This window comes from Aliiglaciecola lipolytica (assembly GCF_018860635.1).
Classification (GTDB): domain Bacteria; phylum Pseudomonadota; class Gammaproteobacteria; order Enterobacterales; family Alteromonadaceae; genus Aliiglaciecola; species Aliiglaciecola lipolytica_A.
The window spans coordinates 129,077-145,978 of sequence record NZ_JAHKPT010000025.1 but is presented as its reverse complement, the minus strand read 5'-3'; the positions used below and the strand labels follow the sequence as shown (position 1 = coordinate 145,978).

23 protein-coding genes are annotated in these 16,902 nt (G+C 40.5%); 19 read left to right on the top strand and 4 right to left on the bottom strand.

The window, feature by feature from the left end; all coding sequences use genetic code 11:
* Nucleotides 1-247 precede the first annotated feature (247 nt).
* From rpsJ to KO530_RS13015, 13 genes are all read left to right on the top strand, one after another.
* On the top strand, nt 248-559 hold the full coding sequence (gene rpsJ / locus KO530_RS13075; protein ID WP_006002183.1) for a 30S ribosomal protein S10: 312 nt from the start codon (nt 248-250) through the stop codon (nt 557-559).
* An 18-nt stretch (nt 560-577) separates the two neighbouring features.
* Nucleotides 578-1,216, top strand: coding sequence for a 50S ribosomal protein L3 (gene rplC, locus KO530_RS13070; RefSeq protein ID WP_216048888.1), 639 nt, complete (start codon nt 578-580; stop codon nt 1,214-1,216).
* A 17-nt stretch (nt 1,217-1,233) separates the two neighbouring features.
* On the top strand, nt 1,234-1,839 hold the full coding sequence (rplD, locus tag KO530_RS13065) for a 50S ribosomal protein L4 (protein WP_216048887.1): 606 nt from the start codon (nt 1,234-1,236) through the stop codon (nt 1,837-1,839).
* Entirely contained in the window at nt 1,836-2,138 is a 303-nt protein-coding gene (gene rplW, locus KO530_RS13060; RefSeq protein WP_216048886.1) for a 50S ribosomal protein L23, read from the top strand. The genes rplD and rplW overlap by 4 nt, the downstream gene beginning before the upstream one ends.
* Nucleotides 2,139-2,152: 14 nt before the next feature.
* Nucleotides 2,153-2,977: a 50S ribosomal protein L2 gene (gene rplB / locus KO530_RS13055; protein WP_216048885.1), complete on the top strand. Its 825-nt coding sequence runs from the start codon at nt 2,153-2,155 to the stop codon at nt 2,975-2,977.
* Nucleotides 2,978-2,992: 15 nt separating this feature from the next.
* The gene (rpsS, locus tag KO530_RS13050) at nt 2,993-3,268 is read left to right on the top strand and encodes a 30S ribosomal protein S19 (RefSeq protein ID WP_014107406.1); all 276 of its coding nucleotides are present in this window, start codon (nt 2,993-2,995) and stop codon (nt 3,266-3,268) included.
* A gap of 11 nt (nt 3,269-3,279) precedes the next feature.
* Nucleotides 3,280-3,609: a 50S ribosomal protein L22 gene (rplV, locus tag KO530_RS13045; RefSeq protein WP_008845781.1), complete on the top strand. Its 330-nt coding sequence runs from the start codon at nt 3,280-3,282 to the stop codon at nt 3,607-3,609.
* Between the two features lie 10 nt (nt 3,610-3,619).
* Complete coding sequence (gene rpsC / locus KO530_RS13040; RefSeq protein WP_216048884.1) at nt 3,620-4,321, top strand: 30S ribosomal protein S3; 702 nt, start codon at nt 3,620-3,622, stop codon at nt 4,319-4,321.
* Nucleotides 4,322-4,326: 5 nt separating this feature from the next.
* Nucleotides 4,327-4,740 (top strand): 50S ribosomal protein L16, encoded by a 414-nt coding sequence (gene rplP, locus KO530_RS13035; protein ID WP_216048883.1) that lies wholly within the window; start codon nt 4,327-4,329, stop codon nt 4,738-4,740.
* Nucleotides 4,740-4,928, top strand: a complete 189-nt coding sequence (gene rpmC / locus KO530_RS13030) for a 50S ribosomal protein L29 (RefSeq protein WP_216048882.1) — start codon at nt 4,740-4,742, stop codon at nt 4,926-4,928. The genes rplP and rpmC overlap by 1 nt, the downstream gene beginning before the upstream one ends.
* Nucleotides 4,928-5,188 (top strand): 30S ribosomal protein S17, encoded by a 261-nt coding sequence (gene rpsQ / locus KO530_RS13025; RefSeq protein ID WP_216048881.1) that lies wholly within the window; start codon nt 4,928-4,930, stop codon nt 5,186-5,188. Before rpmC ends, rpsQ begins: the two co-directional genes overlap by 1 nt.
* Before the next feature lie 159 nt (nt 5,189-5,347).
* A complete protein-coding gene (locus KO530_RS13020) occupies nt 5,348-6,115 on the top strand; it encodes a substrate-binding periplasmic protein (protein ID WP_216048880.1) in 768 nt (255 codons plus the stop codon).
* Between the two features lie 286 nt (nt 6,116-6,401).
* Complete coding sequence (locus tag KO530_RS13015; protein WP_216048879.1) at nt 6,402-7,205, top strand: substrate-binding periplasmic protein; 804 nt, start codon at nt 6,402-6,404, stop codon at nt 7,203-7,205.
* A gap of 47 nt (nt 7,206-7,252) precedes the next feature.
* On the opposite strand, the gene KO530_RS13010 is transcribed toward KO530_RS13015, so the two are convergent.
* A complete protein-coding gene (locus KO530_RS13010; RefSeq protein ID WP_216048878.1) occupies nt 7,253-7,807 on the bottom strand; it encodes a TMEM165/GDT1 family protein in 555 nt (184 codons plus the stop codon).
* A gap of 403 nt (nt 7,808-8,210) precedes the next feature.
* On the opposite strand from KO530_RS13010, the gene KO530_RS22135 reads away from it, so the two are divergent.
* Both KO530_RS22135 and KO530_RS13000 read left to right on the top strand, forming a co-directional pair.
* Nucleotides 8,211-8,747, top strand: a complete 537-nt coding sequence (locus tag KO530_RS22135; protein WP_216048877.1) for a prepilin-type N-terminal cleavage/methylation domain-containing protein — start codon at nt 8,211-8,213, stop codon at nt 8,745-8,747.
* Between the two features lie 325 nt (nt 8,748-9,072).
* The gene (locus KO530_RS13000; RefSeq protein ID WP_216048876.1) at nt 9,073-10,986 is read left to right on the top strand and encodes a GGDEF domain-containing protein; all 1,914 of its coding nucleotides are present in this window, start codon (nt 9,073-9,075) and stop codon (nt 10,984-10,986) included.
* A 222-nt stretch (nt 10,987-11,208) separates the two neighbouring features.
* Here KO530_RS13000 and KO530_RS12995 read toward each other — a convergent pair whose 3' ends face one another.
* The 3 genes from KO530_RS12995 to KO530_RS12985 form a co-directional block, all read right to left on the bottom strand.
* Nucleotides 11,209-11,679, bottom strand: a complete 471-nt coding sequence (locus KO530_RS12995) for a Dps family protein (protein ID WP_303471664.1) — start codon at nt 11,677-11,679, stop codon at nt 11,209-11,211.
* Between the two features lie 134 nt (nt 11,680-11,813).
* The gene (locus tag KO530_RS12990; protein WP_216048874.1) at nt 11,814-12,206 is read right to left on the bottom strand and encodes a DUF6768 family protein; all 393 of its coding nucleotides are present in this window, start codon (nt 12,204-12,206) and stop codon (nt 11,814-11,816) included.
* Between the two features lies 1 nt (nt 12,207).
* Nucleotides 12,208-12,744 carry an RNA polymerase sigma factor gene (locus KO530_RS12985; protein WP_216048873.1) on the bottom strand — a complete coding sequence of 179 codons (537 nt, stop codon included), beginning with the start codon at nt 12,742-12,744 and terminating at the stop codon, nt 12,208-12,210.
* 267 nt (nt 12,745-13,011) lie between these two features.
* Between KO530_RS12985 and KO530_RS12980 the strand changes: the two genes are divergently transcribed.
* The 4 genes from KO530_RS12980 to KO530_RS12965 all read left to right on the top strand — a co-directional run bounded on the left by KO530_RS12980 (nt 13,012) and on the right by KO530_RS12965 (nt 16,873).
* A complete protein-coding gene (locus KO530_RS12980; protein WP_216048872.1) occupies nt 13,012-13,833 on the top strand; it encodes a spondin domain-containing protein in 822 nt (273 codons plus the stop codon).
* 222 nt (nt 13,834-14,055) lie between these two features.
* Nucleotides 14,056-14,877: a LytR/AlgR family response regulator transcription factor gene (locus KO530_RS12975; protein ID WP_216048871.1), complete on the top strand. Its 822-nt coding sequence runs from the start codon at nt 14,056-14,058 to the stop codon at nt 14,875-14,877.
* A 399-nt stretch (nt 14,878-15,276) separates the two neighbouring features.
* Complete coding sequence (locus KO530_RS21975) at nt 15,277-15,834, top strand: helix-turn-helix domain-containing protein (RefSeq protein ID WP_303471017.1); 558 nt, start codon at nt 15,277-15,279, stop codon at nt 15,832-15,834.
* Between the two features lie 103 nt (nt 15,835-15,937).
* A complete protein-coding gene (locus KO530_RS12965; RefSeq protein WP_216048869.1) occupies nt 15,938-16,873 on the top strand; it encodes a DMT family transporter in 936 nt (311 codons plus the stop codon).
* Nucleotides 16,874-16,902: the final 29 nt, after the last annotated feature.

Here is a 16,902-nt window from a genome sequence, read left to right as displayed (position 1 = left end):
ACTCGACTTTTATTAGTAATAGGCGTTGCAATAAATCTTCATACATGTATAATTCGCGCCCACTCGCCCTGATGGGTAGTGATTTCAGCCCTATCAATAATTAACCATGTAAGTGGAGAGTTTGAGAAAAAGCTGAAATATTATGAACAAGACCCCAATTGTGGGTCATCGGTTTACATGCATCCTCCCACCTAATGAAAGGTTGGTGTGGATGGTTTTTTTTGTTCTTTCGATTGGAGCTTAATCGATGCCAAATCAAAGAATTCGTATTCGTTTGAAAGCGTTTGATCACAAGTTGATCGATCAGTCTACGGCTGAAATCGTTGAAACTGCGAAACGTACAGGTGCTCAGGTTAGCGGTCCTATTCCACTACCTACTCGCAAGGAACGCTATACAATATTGGTTTCACCTCACGTGAATAAAGACGCACGTGATCAGTATGAAATCCGTACACATAAGCGTTTGGTAGATATCATTGAACCAACTGATAAAACAGTTGATGCATTGATGAGATTGGACTTGGCTGCCGGTGTTGATGTTCAAATCAGCCTGGGCTAACAAGAGAGGGTTTTAACAATGGCGATTGGTCTTATCGGTCGTAAAGTAGGAATGACGCGTATCTTCACTGAAGATGGTGTTTCAATTCCTGTGACTGTTATAGAAGCGACCCCAAACCGTGTGACTCAGTTACGTACTGAAGAAACAGATGGGTATCGCGCGCTACAAGTAACCGCTGGTGATAAAAAAGCAAACCGCGTTAATAAAGCTTCAGCAGGTCATTTTGCTAAAGCTGGCGTGGAAGCGGGCCGTGGTTTATGGGAGTTTCGTTTAGACAGCAACGAAGGCGAAGGTATTGAAGTAGGCAGTGAAATTACTGTTGAAATCTTTGCTGAAGCTACAAAAGTTGATGTTGCAGGAACTTCTAAAGGTAAAGGTTTTGCCGGTGCTATCAAACGTTGGAACTTTAGTCACCAACGTATGACACATGGTAACTCTTTGTCTCACCGTGCTCCTGGTTCGATTGGCCAAAACCAATCTCCAGGTAAAGTTTTCAAAGGGAAGAAAATGGCTGGCCAATTAGGCAATAAAGCTGTGACTACTCAATCTTTGGAATTAGTACGTGTTGACGCAGAGAACAACCTTCTTCTAATCAAAGGTGCAGTACCTGGTGCTCCAGGCAGTGACGTTATCGTCAAGCCTGCAGTTAAAGCGTAACGTCTGGGAGTTAAGTGATGGAATTAGTATTGAAAGACGCGAATAGCGCTCTTGAAGTCTCCGAAGCAACCTTTGGACGTGATTTTAACGAAGCGCTAGTACACCAAGTAGTAGTGGCTTACGGTGCAGGTGCCCGTCAGGGTTCTAAAGCACAAAAAACACGCTCTGAAGTTAGAGGCGGTGGCAAGAAGCCTTGGCGTCAAAAAGGTACAGGTCGTGCCCGTGCTGGTACAATCCGCAGCCCAATTTGGGTTGGTGGTGGCCGTGCGTTTGCAGCCAAACCTCAAGATCACAGTCAAAAAGTAAATAAAAAGATGTACCGTGGAGCTATTCGTAGCATCCTTTCTGAATTGGTACGTCAAGATCGCTTGATTGTGGTAGAAAAATTTGGTGTTGATGCACCTAAAACAAAAGCATTGATTGCTAAGCTTGACGAACTTGAGCTTAACGACGTGTTAATCGTAACGTCAGAAGTAGAAGAGAACTTGTTCTTAGCTGCTCGTAACTTGTATAAAGTTGACGTTCGTGATGTTCAAGGCATTGACCCAGTAAGCTTAATTGCATTCGAAAAAGTGTTAATCACTGCCGATGCAGTTAAACAGCTAGAGGAGTCGTTAGCATGATCTCTGAAGAGCGTTTACTTAAGGTGCTTTTAGCACCGCATGTTTCTGAAAAATCAACCATGGCTGCTGAAGGCAACAACGCTGTTGTTTTCAAAGTCGTAAAAGACGCAAACAAAGCTGAAATCAAAGCTGCAGTTGAAAAACTGTTTGAAGTTGAAGTTAGCAGTGTTCGTACCTTAAACGTGAAGGGTAAAACCAAGCGTCACGGTCAGTCTTTTGGTAAGCGTAACGACTGGAAAAAAGCATACGTTGTGCTTAAAGAAGGTCAAGACATCGACTTCGTCGGTGGCGAAGCTTAAGAAGGGGATTTGATATGCCATTATTAAAAGCTAAGCCGACTTCTGCTGGTCGTCGTCACGTAGTTCAGGTTACAAACCCTGATCTACATAAAGGCGCACCTTACGCACCATTGCTTGAGAAAAACAGCAAGTCTGGTGGTCGTAACAACAATGGTCGCATTACTGTGCGTCACATTGGTGGTGGTCACAAACAGCATTATCGTTTAATTGACTTCAAACGTAACAAAGATGGCATTCCAGCCAAAATTGAACGTTTGGAATACGATCCTAACCGTTCAGCTAATATTGCACTTGTGCTTTATGCTGATGGTGAGCGTCGTTATATTCTTGCTCCGAAAGGTGCTCAAGCTGGACAACCTATACAGTCTGGCGCTGATGCTCCGATCAAAGCGGGTAACGCCATGCCAATGCGCAACATCCCAGTAGGTACAACTGTACACGCTATTGAGATGAAGCCTGGTAAAGGTGCTCAAATTGCTCGTTCTGCAGGACAATATGCACAAATATTAGCGCGTGCCGAAGGTTATGTAACACTTCGTCTACGTTCTGGTGAAGTACGCAGAGTTCTAGCTGATTGCCGCGCCACTATTGGTGAAGTTGGTAACGCTGAACACATGCTACGTTCACTGGGTAAAGCTGGTGCAACACGTTGGCGCGGTGTGCGTCCAACAGTTCGTGGTGTAGCCATGAACCCAGTAGATCACCCACATGGTGGTGGTGAAGGTCGTACCTCTGGTGGCCGTCATCCAGTTTCACCTTGGGGTGTACCAACTAAGGGTAAGAAAACCCGTAGTAACAAGCGTACCGATAAACTTATCGTACGTCGTCGTAACAAGTAACAGCGAGGATTCACCATGCCACGTTCTCTCAAGAAAGGTCCATTTATTGACCTGCACTTGCTGAAGAAGGTAGAGGCTGCAGTGGAAAAGGGCGAAAAGAAACCAATTAAGACTTGGTCTCGTCGCTCCATGATCATCCCAGATATGATTGGGTTGACCATTGCGGTCCATAACGGTCGCCAGCACGTACCTGTTTTCGTCTCTGACGAAATGGTTGGCCATAAGTTGGGCGAATTTGCTCCAACGCGTACTTACCGCGGCCATGTCGCGGATAAGAAAGCGAAGAGATAAGAGGAAAAATTATGGAAGCTTTAGCTAAACATCGTTTTGCCCGTTCTTCGGCTCAAAAAGCACGCTTGGTTGCAGATCAAATTCGCGGTTTACACGTTGAAAAGGCGCTTGAAGTTCTGACTTATAGTCCGAAGAAAAGTGCTGCTCTAGTCAAAAAAGTACTAGAGTCTGCGATTGCGAACGCTGAACACAATGAAGGCGCAGACATCGATGAGTTGACTGTCGCAAAAATCTTCGTTGATGAAGGCCCAACTATGAAGCGTATCAAGCCAAGAGCCAAAGGCCGAGCTGATCGTATCTTTAAACGCAGCAGTCATATCACTGTTGTAGTAGCGGACTAGGAGATTAGAAATGGGACAGAAGGTACATCCTACAGGTATACGCCTGGGTATCAGCAAACCATGGACGTCTACTTGGTACGCTAACACAGCGGAATATGCAGACAACCTGTTTAATGATCACCAGGTACGTAAATACCTGACTAAAGAATTGAAAAACGCGTCTCTTTCAAAAATCGTTATCGAGCGCCCAGCAAAAAGCATACGTGTGACTATTCACACAGCTCGCCCTGGTGTTGTAATCGGTAAGAAAGGCGAAGATGTAGAGAAGCTTCGCAAATTTGTATCTAAGCTAGCCGGTGTGCCAGCTCAGATCAATATTGCTGAAGTGCGTAAACCTGAACTAGATGGCCAGCTTGTTGCTGACAGTATTTCTAGCCAATTAGAACGTCGCGTAATGTTCCGTCGTGCTATGAAGCGTGCTGTACAGAATGCAATGCGTCTTGGCGCTAAAGGTATCAAGGTTGAAGTAAGCGGTCGTTTGGGCGGAGCAGAAATTGCACGTTCAGAATGGTATCGTGAAGGTCGTGTACCACTACACACTTTCCGTGCTGATATCGACTATGCAACTTCAGAAGCTTTGACTACTTACGGCATCATTGGCGTAAAAGTTTGGATCTTCAAAGGTGAAGTACTAGGCGGATTGCCTCTTACGCAAGAGCAACCTGCTCAAGCACCTAAGAAGAAAGGCCGTTCTGCTAAGCGTGAGGGCTAATAATTATGTTACAACCTAAACGTATGAAATTCCGCAAAATGCATAAAGGTCGCAACCGCGGCATGGCAGTTGCGGGCGGCAAAGTTAGCTTTGGTACTTACGGATTGAAATCAATTGGCCGTGGTCGTATGACCGCTCGTCAAATTGAAGCAGCCCGTCGTGCTATGACTCGTCACGTTAAACGTCAAGGTAAAATTTGGATTCGAGTTTTCCCTGACAAGCCAATTACTGAGAAGCCTCTAGAAGTGCGTCAAGGTAAAGGTAAAGGTAACGTTGAGTACTGGGTATGCCAAATTCAACCGGGCCGTGTGTTATATGAGATGGAAGGTGTTCCAGAATCATTGGCTCGCGAAGCGTTTGAATTGGCAGCGGCTAAATTGCCATTTAAAACAACCTTTGTAACTCGGACGGTGATGTAATGAAAGCTGAACTGAAAGCCAAAAACGTAGAAGAATTGAACGCAGAGTTGTTAAACCTTCTTCGCGAACAGTTTAACCTACGTATGCAGCACAGCACTGGACAGTTGGAAAAGACTGACCAGCTACGTAAAGTGCGTCGTAACATTGCGCGTGTTAAAACCATTCTGACTGAAAAGGCTGATAGCTAATGACTGAACAACAAATTCGTACAGTTCGCGGTCGTGTGGTAAGCAACAAGATGGATAAAACCATTACTGTTGTTGTTGAACGTTTCGTAAAACACCCTATTTATGGGAAGTTCCAAAAGCGTTCGACTAAACTTCACGCCCATGACGAAACTAACCAGTGTAACGAAGGTGACGTAGTAACTATTACTGAATGTCGTCCTTTGTCAAAGTCTAAAAACTGGACTTTGGTTGACGTAGTGACTAAAGCTACTGCTATTTAAGTAGAGCTTTACGTAAAATTAGAAAGCCGCTCATTGAGCGGCTTTTTTGTTTTCGGCTTATATTAAAAAATGACCATCAAACTGCCTATTATTAATATAAGTGTAAAATTGGACAAGACTATGGCTATACTGTGGAGGTCTTAAATTTAAAATAATTATATGATTAAAGCTGTTCAAATAATGATGATGCTGATTGTCGCCACATCGCCTTTGCCCGTCATGGCAGACACCTTTGTATCCCACTGCCGAGATTTTCCGCCGGAATTATATTTTGATGGTAAAAAGTGTATAGGTGTTATTCCTGAGCTAGTTGAAGACGTTCTCAACGAGTTAGGTCACGATATAGATTGGATTTATGCACCGTGGATACGATCAATGAAAGAGGCCAGACGCGGTAATGTTGATTTGTTAGTTCGACATTCTATGACCGAGCAGCGTCTGGCTGTTTTAAAGCCGATTAATTACGGGATTAGAAAAAGAACTCTGTCTTTTTTTAAATCCAATGAATTTAAAGGTGATATAACCTCCTACGAAGATTTACAACACGTCAAATTGGGCGCGATTCGTGGTGTTTTTTACTCAGCCGAATTTTCTAAACTTAACCAAGATAAGCTGATATTGGTCGGCAGGACTGAGCAATTAATCGGCATGTTAGAGATGGCAAGAATTGATGTTGTAGTAACTTCACCGTCACACAATATCGATTTATTTGAAGGCCGTTTCGAAAAGGTGTCCTTTGAAGATGCTTTTTTAAATTATTATTACATTAGTATTCCTAGAAATTCTAAAGCAATCCGCTTTTATGATGATATAGCCCGAGTTATGCTTAAGTACCGAAAGACAGGTCAAGTTAATCGGTATTTTCAGAAATATGGGGTATCTGTACCCGAACAAATTTTTTCTGAAAAAGAGGATAAACCATACTAAAATTTCATTCTGAACATCGCATAGTTTTACAATGTTCGTACACTATTATCACTATCTTCAGGAGTTGTCGGCTCACAACAAATATTTAATCTTGGTTTTGCTGTAGATTGTGTAAGGAATCAAATCGAAATACGAATATTATGGGTACTATCTATATCCATGGCTTCCCTTTTGGGCGAGATAGCAAGTTCGATAAAAGTTTGCTTCTGAGCTTTTAATCTATATAGTCCAACTAAATTTTGTGATTAAATTAAAGTTAGCGTTTTTGTCGTTCGAGGTTTTAGAAGTGCTAAAGTGTTTCAGTAAAATATTGCTTGTTGGCAGTTTAATCTTTTGGGGAACGCTTAATGCCAGCCCAAATTCAGTTCAAAAAAATGGCGCAAGCAAAATTCTATTTGCGATAAATGATCCAGGTTCACCACCGTATTTATATTTTGATGATGAAAATCGCCGATACCAAGGAATCATTGTAGACTTTTTCAACAGTTTTACAGAAGAAAACAGATTTGATGTACAGTTTTTAGATTCTAGTAGAGCCAGAAACGAATACTTGGTTTTAAATGGAAAAGCTGATCTTTTTCTATCAAGTCCAGTGTGGTTAGATAATCCTGACGAAGTCCTATATAGCGATGATTTGATACTTCACAAAACTTTTTTGTATTCTGTGAATCAATTTAGTCAGCCATTCTCATTGTCTACCTTACCTAAATCATTAATTTGTGCACGCAGGGGATATATATATCCATCCTTAACTCAGTTATTCAAGGATAAAAAACTTATAAGGGTAGATTCAAGTTCACAAATAGCTATCGCCAATATGCTAGTGAAAGGCCGTTGTGATTATGCTGTTATGAATGAGTACAATGCCAACGCTGTACTCAACCAGAAGCAATTTTGTGATACTACTTTTTATCAATCACCTAATTCTATTCATGAAGCTCCGATAGCCTTCGTGATAAATAAACAACGAAGCGATATTATTTCCAACTTGAATCAGCAATGGCGTATTTTTCAAAATTCCGGTCAGTTGAGTGATTCGATTCGCTTTCACGGTGGAGCTACTGAATTAGCATCTAAAACAAGCTGTTAGCATCTATGGGCAATTACTTTGTTAGACTAGACTACGCCATTGATTTTCTACCAAATAAAACTTGATACTCCAATAAGACAGAATAATATTGCAGCTGCTATGTGGACAGCCTTCACAGGCAGTCTTTGCATTAGTTTCTTACCTAAAAATATAACCGGCACATTGGCAATTAACATTCCTAAGGTTGTCCCTGCAGTAACCAGCCATATAGATTGATACTGCGCACCTAACAACACGGTTGCTACTTGTGTTTTATCACCAATTTCGGCAATAAAAAACAAAATAAAGGTCGCGATAAATGCCCCATATTTATCAAACTGATTTGTTGTTTCTTCGTCTTTATCGGGGATTAACAGCCACAGACCGACGGCGATAAAACTAGCCCCAATAATCCAATTTGCGATGTCAGAAGACAAAAAGTTGCCGATGTATAAGCCAAACCAGGCGGATATACCGTGATTGATCAAAGTGGCTATAATTATTCCAGCTACGAGCGCGCTTTTATTTCGAAATTTAATTGTTAGGAGTAATGCAAGTAGCTGGGTTTTATCGCCTATTTCGGCAAGGGAAACGGTTAAAGTTGAAGTGAAAAAAGCTTCCATAAATGATTCTCTGCGGGGTAAAAAAAGGTACAAAACCATCCGCCCGCTAGTCGAATAGTCTTGCACCTCAGGTCTTGCCGATATCCTAGTGGATACAAATCTACCACGTGCCGCTTTCGCACAATTATGTTGACAGATTTACTCAATGAATTGAGCAGGCTACTCCCCCGAAGCGATAATTGAATTTTAATTTGTTACACATAAATTGCAATGGCTTTTTTTATATTGTTTGAAATTCCTCATTGCTGTAGTTTGCACTTCTTTTTATGCTTAAAAAATATTCTAATTACTTGTTTTTAATCTTTATTTATTTTATCGTTTCAGCCTACTTTCAATAAATTACTCTACTGAATTCGCCTTTCAAGAATGGAAAAAAGAAAGGAAAAGAGCAAGGAAAAGAACTTTGTTAAAACAACGTGGTTTTACACTCATAGAACTCATCATTGTCATTGTGATATTAGGGATTTTAGCGGTTACCGCTTTGCCACGTTATATCAACTTGTCTGATGACGCGAATCTTGCCGTTATGAAAGGTGAGACGGCGGCGTTTAAGTCTTCTGTTGATTTGGTCCGCAATACTTACTTGGTAAGGAAAACGAGTCCGATAGTTGTGCACGGCTCAACTGTTGAAATTGATAGCACCTCCGAATGGCCTACTGGCACCGGTGTCGGAACGGCTCTGTGTATTAGTTTGTGGGATAGTTTGATGGAAGATGCAGCAACCATGAACGCAATTAGTAACAGCAGCCCCCAAGTCACTGGGTGGAGTGCGATTGGATTAAGCAATGTGTGTATTTATGGGAAAAAATACAACGACAGTACCTTTGCGTCTGGTGATCTTCCGCACTTTGCATATTTTATTAATGATGTAGCTGGTATAACTTTATTGGGTCAGACATATGCCGGCTCAGCAGGTGAAATTCAAAAAGTTAATATGTAGACCAGATACTCACTATGGTGCGCCTAAGCGCAATCAGTATTAAGACGATTTAGCCGACACTGCCGCAATAACGCCTTGCCTATAATTATCGGTTTTTCTATGATTATCTCGAATTCATGCCTTTCCAGTAACAAACAAGTTTAGCATTCACACATCCAAGCTTTAGGATATCTACACGCTTTTCATAAGGGCAATAATGTTCTCAAAAGCCACTTTGATTGTACTTTCTAAACCTAAATTAGTATTTATGTGTTGCTTATTTTGCACGAATAAACAACTATTTACGTATCTGTTTTTTTAAGCATATAGTGGGCAGTTACCATTTATGACGTTGCGCTCAATTAATATTCCACCTCTACTGGCAATAATGCTTATGTTCTGTAGTTTTTTAGTCAGAGCAGAAACTGCGTTTTTCTTTCAACATGCTGATAATCAAACTCCTTTTTCACAAATACACGCCACATTAGTAAATCGTATTGCTGATTCTGCAACCGTTGAAGAGCAGGTGAAAAACAATTTCTCTTTGGCATCGTTGTTATTGCAATTTGATCGGGTTGAGTTGCTAACCGAAGTGTTAGATGAGTTGGCTGAGCTGGGTGTAGGCCAATCCAATGATGTGAATTCACTCAAGTGGCAGATATTTAGGGGGTATAGTTACTTTTCATTAAGTCAATATGTTGCTGCAGATACCTCTTTTAACCAAGCGAAAGACATACTGGATATTTTAAACATCGCAAATAAACAGCAACCTGAGTTGATTTATCTTGCTGCCGTATTGACCATGTACAGCGGTATCAATGATGGGTATTTGCAACGTTACACTAAGGCTACTGAATCACTGTCTGAGGTGAACCATATTGCCAACGCTAATAATTGGTCGATACTTTCTGGGCTATCTCTGTACTACAGTGGCGATGTAAATTACGAGCTGAAAAATTACGAACAAGCTGAAGTTTTTTATCGATTATCTAAACAAATGTTTGCCGAACATGACACCATATTTAGGGCCATCTCATTAATGAGTGAAGGGCAAATGATCAATATTGTAGGCGACCGAAAACAGGCATTCTTTTTATTGGATAATGCAATTCAGGTATTTGTCAAAATGGAAGATATTTCTTCTTTGGCGTATGCCTACCTGCTTAAATCGTATTTTCACAGTAAAGATGGTAATGATACCGAAGCCTTGAGGTGGATTGGCGAATCTGTGACTTTACGGGAAGAATTGAACAACCCAGTCACTATCGCTAACTCTTACGTGCATTACAGTTCAATTTTAAACGCTAATGGGTTTCTTGACCGAGCTTTAAGTTACGCTGAAAAAGCTGCGTTAATGGCTGCCGAAACCGATGATTTAGCAGGCCAATGGGATGCATTTAATCAATATGCAAGAATACTAAACGAAAAAGGTGAATTTCAGAAGGCCTACGATTATATGTATAAGTCGGAACGTGCTCTTTTGGCCAAAGCTCGATTAGATATTACAAGTCAAACCGCAAGATTAAACAGTGAATTTAATTTGGCACAACAACAACTGGAAAATCAGTTTTTAGACGAAAAGAATGAATTGTTACAAACCCAGTTAGAACAGCAAACGCAATTGCAAAAAAGACAGCAATGGATAGTCCTTGGTTTAGTGGTTTTTACCGTTATTGTGATGTTATTTCTTGCGATAATATACCAGCTTTATCGCAAAAATAAACGCCTAGCCATATTGGATAATCTGACTGGATTACGCAATCGCAGGAGTATCTTGGAATCCGGGGAGCAGGCCTTTGCTATTAGTAAACGTTACAAACAGAACTTATGTGTACTGATGCTCGACGTGGATAATTTCAAATTAGTAAATGACAATTACGGACACGCTGAAGGAGATAAAGTGCTGAAGTTCGTTGCTTCAATTTGCAAAGAGGCATTACGGGCTTCCGACTATGTAGGGCGAATTGGTGGTGAAGAGTTTCTATTCGTTTTACCAAATAGCAGTGAAAAAGAAGGCAATCAATTAGCCAAACGTCTTTTCCAAAATATTCAAGAGCACATCTCACAAGCGGGTTTAAAAGTGGGCGAGGTTACTTTTAGTCTTGGTTTGGCGGCAAACTTTGAGCAGTGCAATGACTTTCTTGAGCTCGCCAGCTTAGCTGACGCAGCACTTTATGAAGCCAAAGCCAAAGGTAAGAATCAGGTGCAAACATACACAGATGAGATGCAGTTTAAACACAAAGTAGAACCTACGGGCTAATTTGACTGTTACTTGCTTGATGGAATAACTGATTCAAAATGCGGCCTGAGTTAACCAGATTGTCTGGCCTACTAGGCAGTCAGAATCCCAACATTTTGCATACGTCAGAAACAAAATACCGTCTTTGTCCACTTCAAAATAAATATTAAGTCGACAAGACGGTAAGTATGATAATGATGCACAGTTAGCCTACAAGTTTACAATCAAGTAGGTTGCCAACTACTATCTTAGAGTTGCTCTAAGCATCCATGCGGTCTTTTCATGTACACGCATTCTATCTGATACCAATGCTGCAGAAGATTCGTCATCTGCATCTTGAGCTACTTTAAGGGCCTCTCTACAAGTTTTAACCACTTGCTCATGACCCTGCAATAGAATTTTAACCATTTCTTCTGACGCGGGGACGCCATCGACTTCTTTAATTGCGCTCAGTTTTGCAAACTCTTTATAGGTCCCTGGTGCAACCATACCCAAAGTCCGGATCCGTTCTGCTATATCATCAACAGCAACCGCTAACTCAGTATAATGTTCTTCAAACATCAAATGTAACTCTCTGAATTGAGGACCCGTCACATTCCAGTGAAAATTATGGGTTTGGAGATACAAGGTATAGCTATCTGCCAGTAACTTTTTCAAACCTTCAGCGATTTGATTACGATCTGTTTCATTAATACCAATGTCAATTTTCATAATTTCTCCTTGTTATCTAAGAATCTGCTAATCAGTATAGTCGTTTAGAAAATTTTGTATAATTAGTTTTATCGATTGAGTATATCGCTTCACTATATCAATCTCTCAATATATAAACGTTTAATGTCAGAAAAAGTTCAACCGTCAAATTTATTATTATTAATCAATTGGTTGGATAACAAAGCTAGCTGTAGCTCAACTCGTTTAACTTCTCTGAGTACAGACAATCGATTTAATTCCATGAACAACCATAAGCGCATAGCTGCGAAGATGATAAAAGCCACAAGTGTTCCAAGCAGCCAGTGTAATTTAATTCCAATATTTTGTTCATTGAATAGATTAAACCCGAAATAAATTGCCAATCCTATGAATATAACTTGCAGGGAAATAATCGCGATGGCCGTAAATTTGAATGTCCCTTTAAAGCTTCGACCAATAAGTTGCAATGTATTTGCTTCTTGTTCAGATACCTTTTCAGCATTGCTTTGTTGTTGCATGGCCGCTAAAATTTTTTGATTAATATCACTCATTTTAATGTCCTTTATTGCTTAGTTTAAGTTTTTGTCGAATCCCATGCAGCCTCGATTTCAATGTACCTACCGGGAGTCCGACAATATGGCTAATCTCGGTTAGCGTAAACTCTTCAAAATAGTGTAAGTACACTAACTGGTATGCGTTGTTATCTAGATTAGAAAGATCAACTTCTGGTGTGTTGTCTAGCAACTCAACTTTCTCGATTTCAAGGTATTGACTTGCTTCAAGTGCACGGGCTTTGTGACGCTCTTTTTGTAAATGTTTGATGGAATCAGCGCACTTGTTTTGTAGTATTTTAAAAATCCATTTAGGAAAAGCCGCAGGATCTTTAATTTTTTTAATATTCCTGCACATATCAAGCAACGCGTTTTGGATTGCATCATTTGCTAAGTGTTCGTCTTCCAGAAGTCTTGACGCATAACCAATTAATTTGGGATACCAGACACGAAGCAACTGTTCGAGTGCTTTTTCATCGCCCATTTGAGCGTTTATGACTAACCACTCAGTTAAAACTGTTTCACTATTTCTTTTCATACTTTATAGGTCTGTCAATAAGCTCAAGCGGTTCAGTATTTCTTTAATCTTTCGTGATTCGCCCGCGATACTTTTGTGATAAATCATTCGTAATCTGACAATTGCTAGTAGTTATCCCTCATTGCTTGACGATTAGTAGTGAATTTATTAATGCCAATGTTTCTATCTCTAACATTAATAAGACAAACGAAAGGGATGTAAGCCACGGGAACGCTTTAATTATTGTTTCAAAAGCGTGTTTACTTAGAATATTGGAAGATCATAATTATGAAAACATTAAACAAAGGAATTATCACTACTGCTTTGGGGGCATGCCTAAGCCTCTCAGCCAATGCTACAACTATTCAGGTGCAGGTTAGCAGTTTATTTGACGATGGAGGTTTAGCTATGACGCCAGTCTGGTTAGGCTTTCATGACGGTATGTACGATGCTTTTGACGCAGGCTCTGTGGCGTCTTCGTCATTACAAAGTTTAGCGGAAAATGGCATGACTGCGGGGATTGAAGCGGATTTTGCAATGAGTAACCCAATGGGAGTTCAAAGTGTGTTAGCCGCTCCCACTGGTGCGGCGCCCGTTTTTGAGCCGGGTGAAACGGCAACTAGCGGATTGTTAGAAATAGAAGCGATGAGCAGTGGTTATTTCAGCTTCTTATCCATGCTTATTCCTACAAACGATGCGTTCATTGGCAATGACAACCCAATGGCATATTCACTATTCAATGACGATGGTAACTTTGTAGGATTGGACATCTTAGTGCTAGGTTCATCAGTCTACGATTCTGGTACTGAATTAAACCGAGGATTTGGTGCGCCTTTCTTGCAAGGAGCTGAGGCCGAAGCACGTCAAAACGAAAATGGGGTGGTCACCTTTCACAACGGACTTGAAGTCTTACCCGGAGGATTAGCAATCATCGGTGGAACTACTGCCACAGGTTATACTCTAGACCAAGCTGCTGCCGATTTTACAGCATCTGGTTTTGAAGTGGCACGCATCACCGTATCACAAGTTCCGGAGCCTGCAACGCTGGGCTTTTTTGCTATCGGATTATTGGGTTTGATGGCTCGGATTAAACGTAAATTAGCTGACTAATATTATCTGCTGCTGCGCACTTGGGTGGCAGCTTTTCGCATATCCTGAATCCAAAATTATTTTTCAACTTATAAGTTGGCGTTAGCGGTTTACGCGAGGCTCAGCACTGCTCTATCCTTTTTATTTGCTAAATCCCATCAACACCTTGTTACATCTTGAATTTGCAGGTCACCAGTGAGGCATCACAATAGTACCCACATGCAAATTTTATGGGGAAATTTGATGGATACCATTTCAGCAATAGTTGTTGAAGATAAAGCCGTTATAGATAGATGCTTGACGCCTCGTTTAACGGCATTCGAAAACATTAACGTATTAGCCCATTGTGATAATCAAAAGTGTGGCTATAGCTATATTCTTGATTACCAGCCTGATGTCGTGTTTGTTGATATCGAAATGCTTGGCGCAAGTGGTATTGAACTGCTAGATAAGCTCAATGGAGCAATAGTACCACTACCTAAAATTGTTTTTGTCGCAGCATCTAGCGAGTTTGCGATGCAAGCGTTTGAATACAAGGTGTTTGATTATTTATTAAAACCCATCTCCAATTGCCGTCTTAAGGCTTGTTTAGATAGGCTAGGAAATGCATTGTTAGAGAATCAAGCGTTGCTTGCGCAAACTAAACTTAATCAATTGTTGTGTAGTAAAACCGGTAAGTCGTTGGATGGTTTTATGCAATGCCTAGAACATTCGAAGCAAGCTACACTAACGGATTTGCAACAAACTATTTCAATTAAAAGCGGCACTCAATGGTTACGGATCAAGCTAGAAAACATTTTGTGGATTGAAGCCGCTGGTGACTATATGTGTATCCATACTCTTGATGAGACACATATAGTGCGTAAAACACTTCGCCAATTTGAAGCCGAATTGGATAAAAGGTGTTTTCCAAGGATCAATCGGTCAAGCATTATAAATTTGAACCAGATTACACATCTAACCCCTAATTCAAATGGCGAATATATGGCCAGATTAGTCTCTGGCGTTGAGCTCAAGGTAAGTCGTAAATACAAGCTTAAACTGAGCGCACTAAATTTAAATTGATTTAGCGACAAATTTATCGGAATTATAGCAACTGCTATTAACAGGAAGGGGAGGTGAATTAACCGCGTATTATGTCGTAAACGTCAAATAAGCTAACATTCCACTTTGCTAGCTGAATTGCGACTGTTTTAGGATGACAGAGGCTAATGAATTTGCGTAATATTGCTTTCGACACTGTCATTCTGGCCTAGTAGATTACAATAGTTCAATGGCTAGAGCTTGAAGTAAACTGAAATTGATAAGGTTTTTATGCCAAACCATCTGTCTATACGGTCGTACAGTACTAAGCCAACTAATCATAGCCACACATTCAATCAATTGGTTTTGCCTCTCAGAGGCGTTATCAACATTAAAGTAGGTAACTTTAACGGCAAGGTAGCGCCAGGTGAGTGTGTCGTTGTGAAAGCCAATGAATCTCATCTTTTTACGGCAAATACTGAAGCTAGGTTTGTAGTCGCTGATATGCAAGTTCTGCCAAAAAACCTGGAACTGTCAGAACAGGTTGTTTTTACAATTAATTCAAGTCTTATCAGTTATTTAGGATTTGTCGAGAATCAACTTGAATACCAGCTAAGCCCGTCTCTTGAGCAAGCGATGTACGAAACTTTCTTTCTTATATTGAGTGAACAAGCTTTACTACCAAAAGTGGATAGACGAATTGGCGCTACTATTGCCTACATAGAACAGAATATTGCCAACAAACTACAAATTAAACACTTGGCTAAAATTGCATGTTTGAGTGAAACACAACTTAAAAAATTGTTTAAGCAGCAGACTGGTACTACTGTAATGAAATATGTCACCACCTTAAGGATGGAAAAAGCTCAGGCATTACTGCGCCATACGGATTATCCTTTGCAACTAGTTGGTGAAAGGGTCGGATTTAGTGATCTTTCGAGCTTTAGCCGAAAGTTTTCAAGCTATTTTGGTCTTCCTCCAACAAAATTTAAACATTAAATTTAGTCTGCTTCGTCAAAGAAAGTGTCTTATTTGTCAAATTTTTTGAATTTTAAAGGCGTATAGTTTTACTACCATTAAATACACATTCTCACATTTTGTTATGTCTCAGCAATTCCACGTTTTTAAAAGTATTTTTGCAATAGTTATTGCTAGCTTTCTTTGGGGAACCACTGGGGTAGCAGCAAGCTATGCGCCAGATATTAACTCATTGGCGATAGGGGCTTTTTCGATGGGTATCGGCGGCGTGCTTTTGGTGTTTTCTGCCCGTTCCAAGTTACGCGCTGATTTTAGATTAATGCTCGCGTATCCCCATTTCGTGTTGTTCGGAGGCGCGTGTGTCGCGATCTACCCGTTAGCCTTTTATACCTCGATGCGATTTTCTGGTGTTGCTATTGGTACTGTCATTTCTATTGCTAGTGCACCTTTTTTTGCTGCATTGTATGAACGGGTTATTAGTAAAAAGAATATTTCTGTTCAGTGGATTGTGAGTTTTGTTATCGGCGTTATTGGAATTGTCCTGTTAGTGATTGGCAAAACTGACGGTTTAGTCACATCAACTCACCAAACCTTACAATATGTGGGGATTATTTTGGGTTTATTGGCAGGGCTAACCTATGCTGGCTATTCTTGGGCAGCTAAACATTTGATTGAAAAAGGTATTGATTCACAATCTTCGATGGCAGGGTTATTTGGCTTGGCTGCATTGTTGTTACTACCGTCTTTATGGTTTACCGGTGCTAATTTATTTTCTACCGTTACAAATACCTCGGTTGCTTTGTACATGGCCTTTTTTCCGATGTTTCTAGGGTATTTATTGTTTGGATTTGGCTTGAAACTTGTTGATGCTAGTCGCGCCACGTTAATAACGCTAATCGAGCCCTTGGTTGCTACTTTTTTAGCGGTTATCATTGTGGGAGAAGATTTTAAGTTGATTGGTTGGTTTGGTATGGGGCTGATTTCGCTGTGCCTAGCATTACAAACGGTGAAGTTTAAACTTCAGCCTCAGATGGACTCGGTGGTAATATCGAAAACTTAACATGCAGATGGTAATGTTTTCCCCATAGT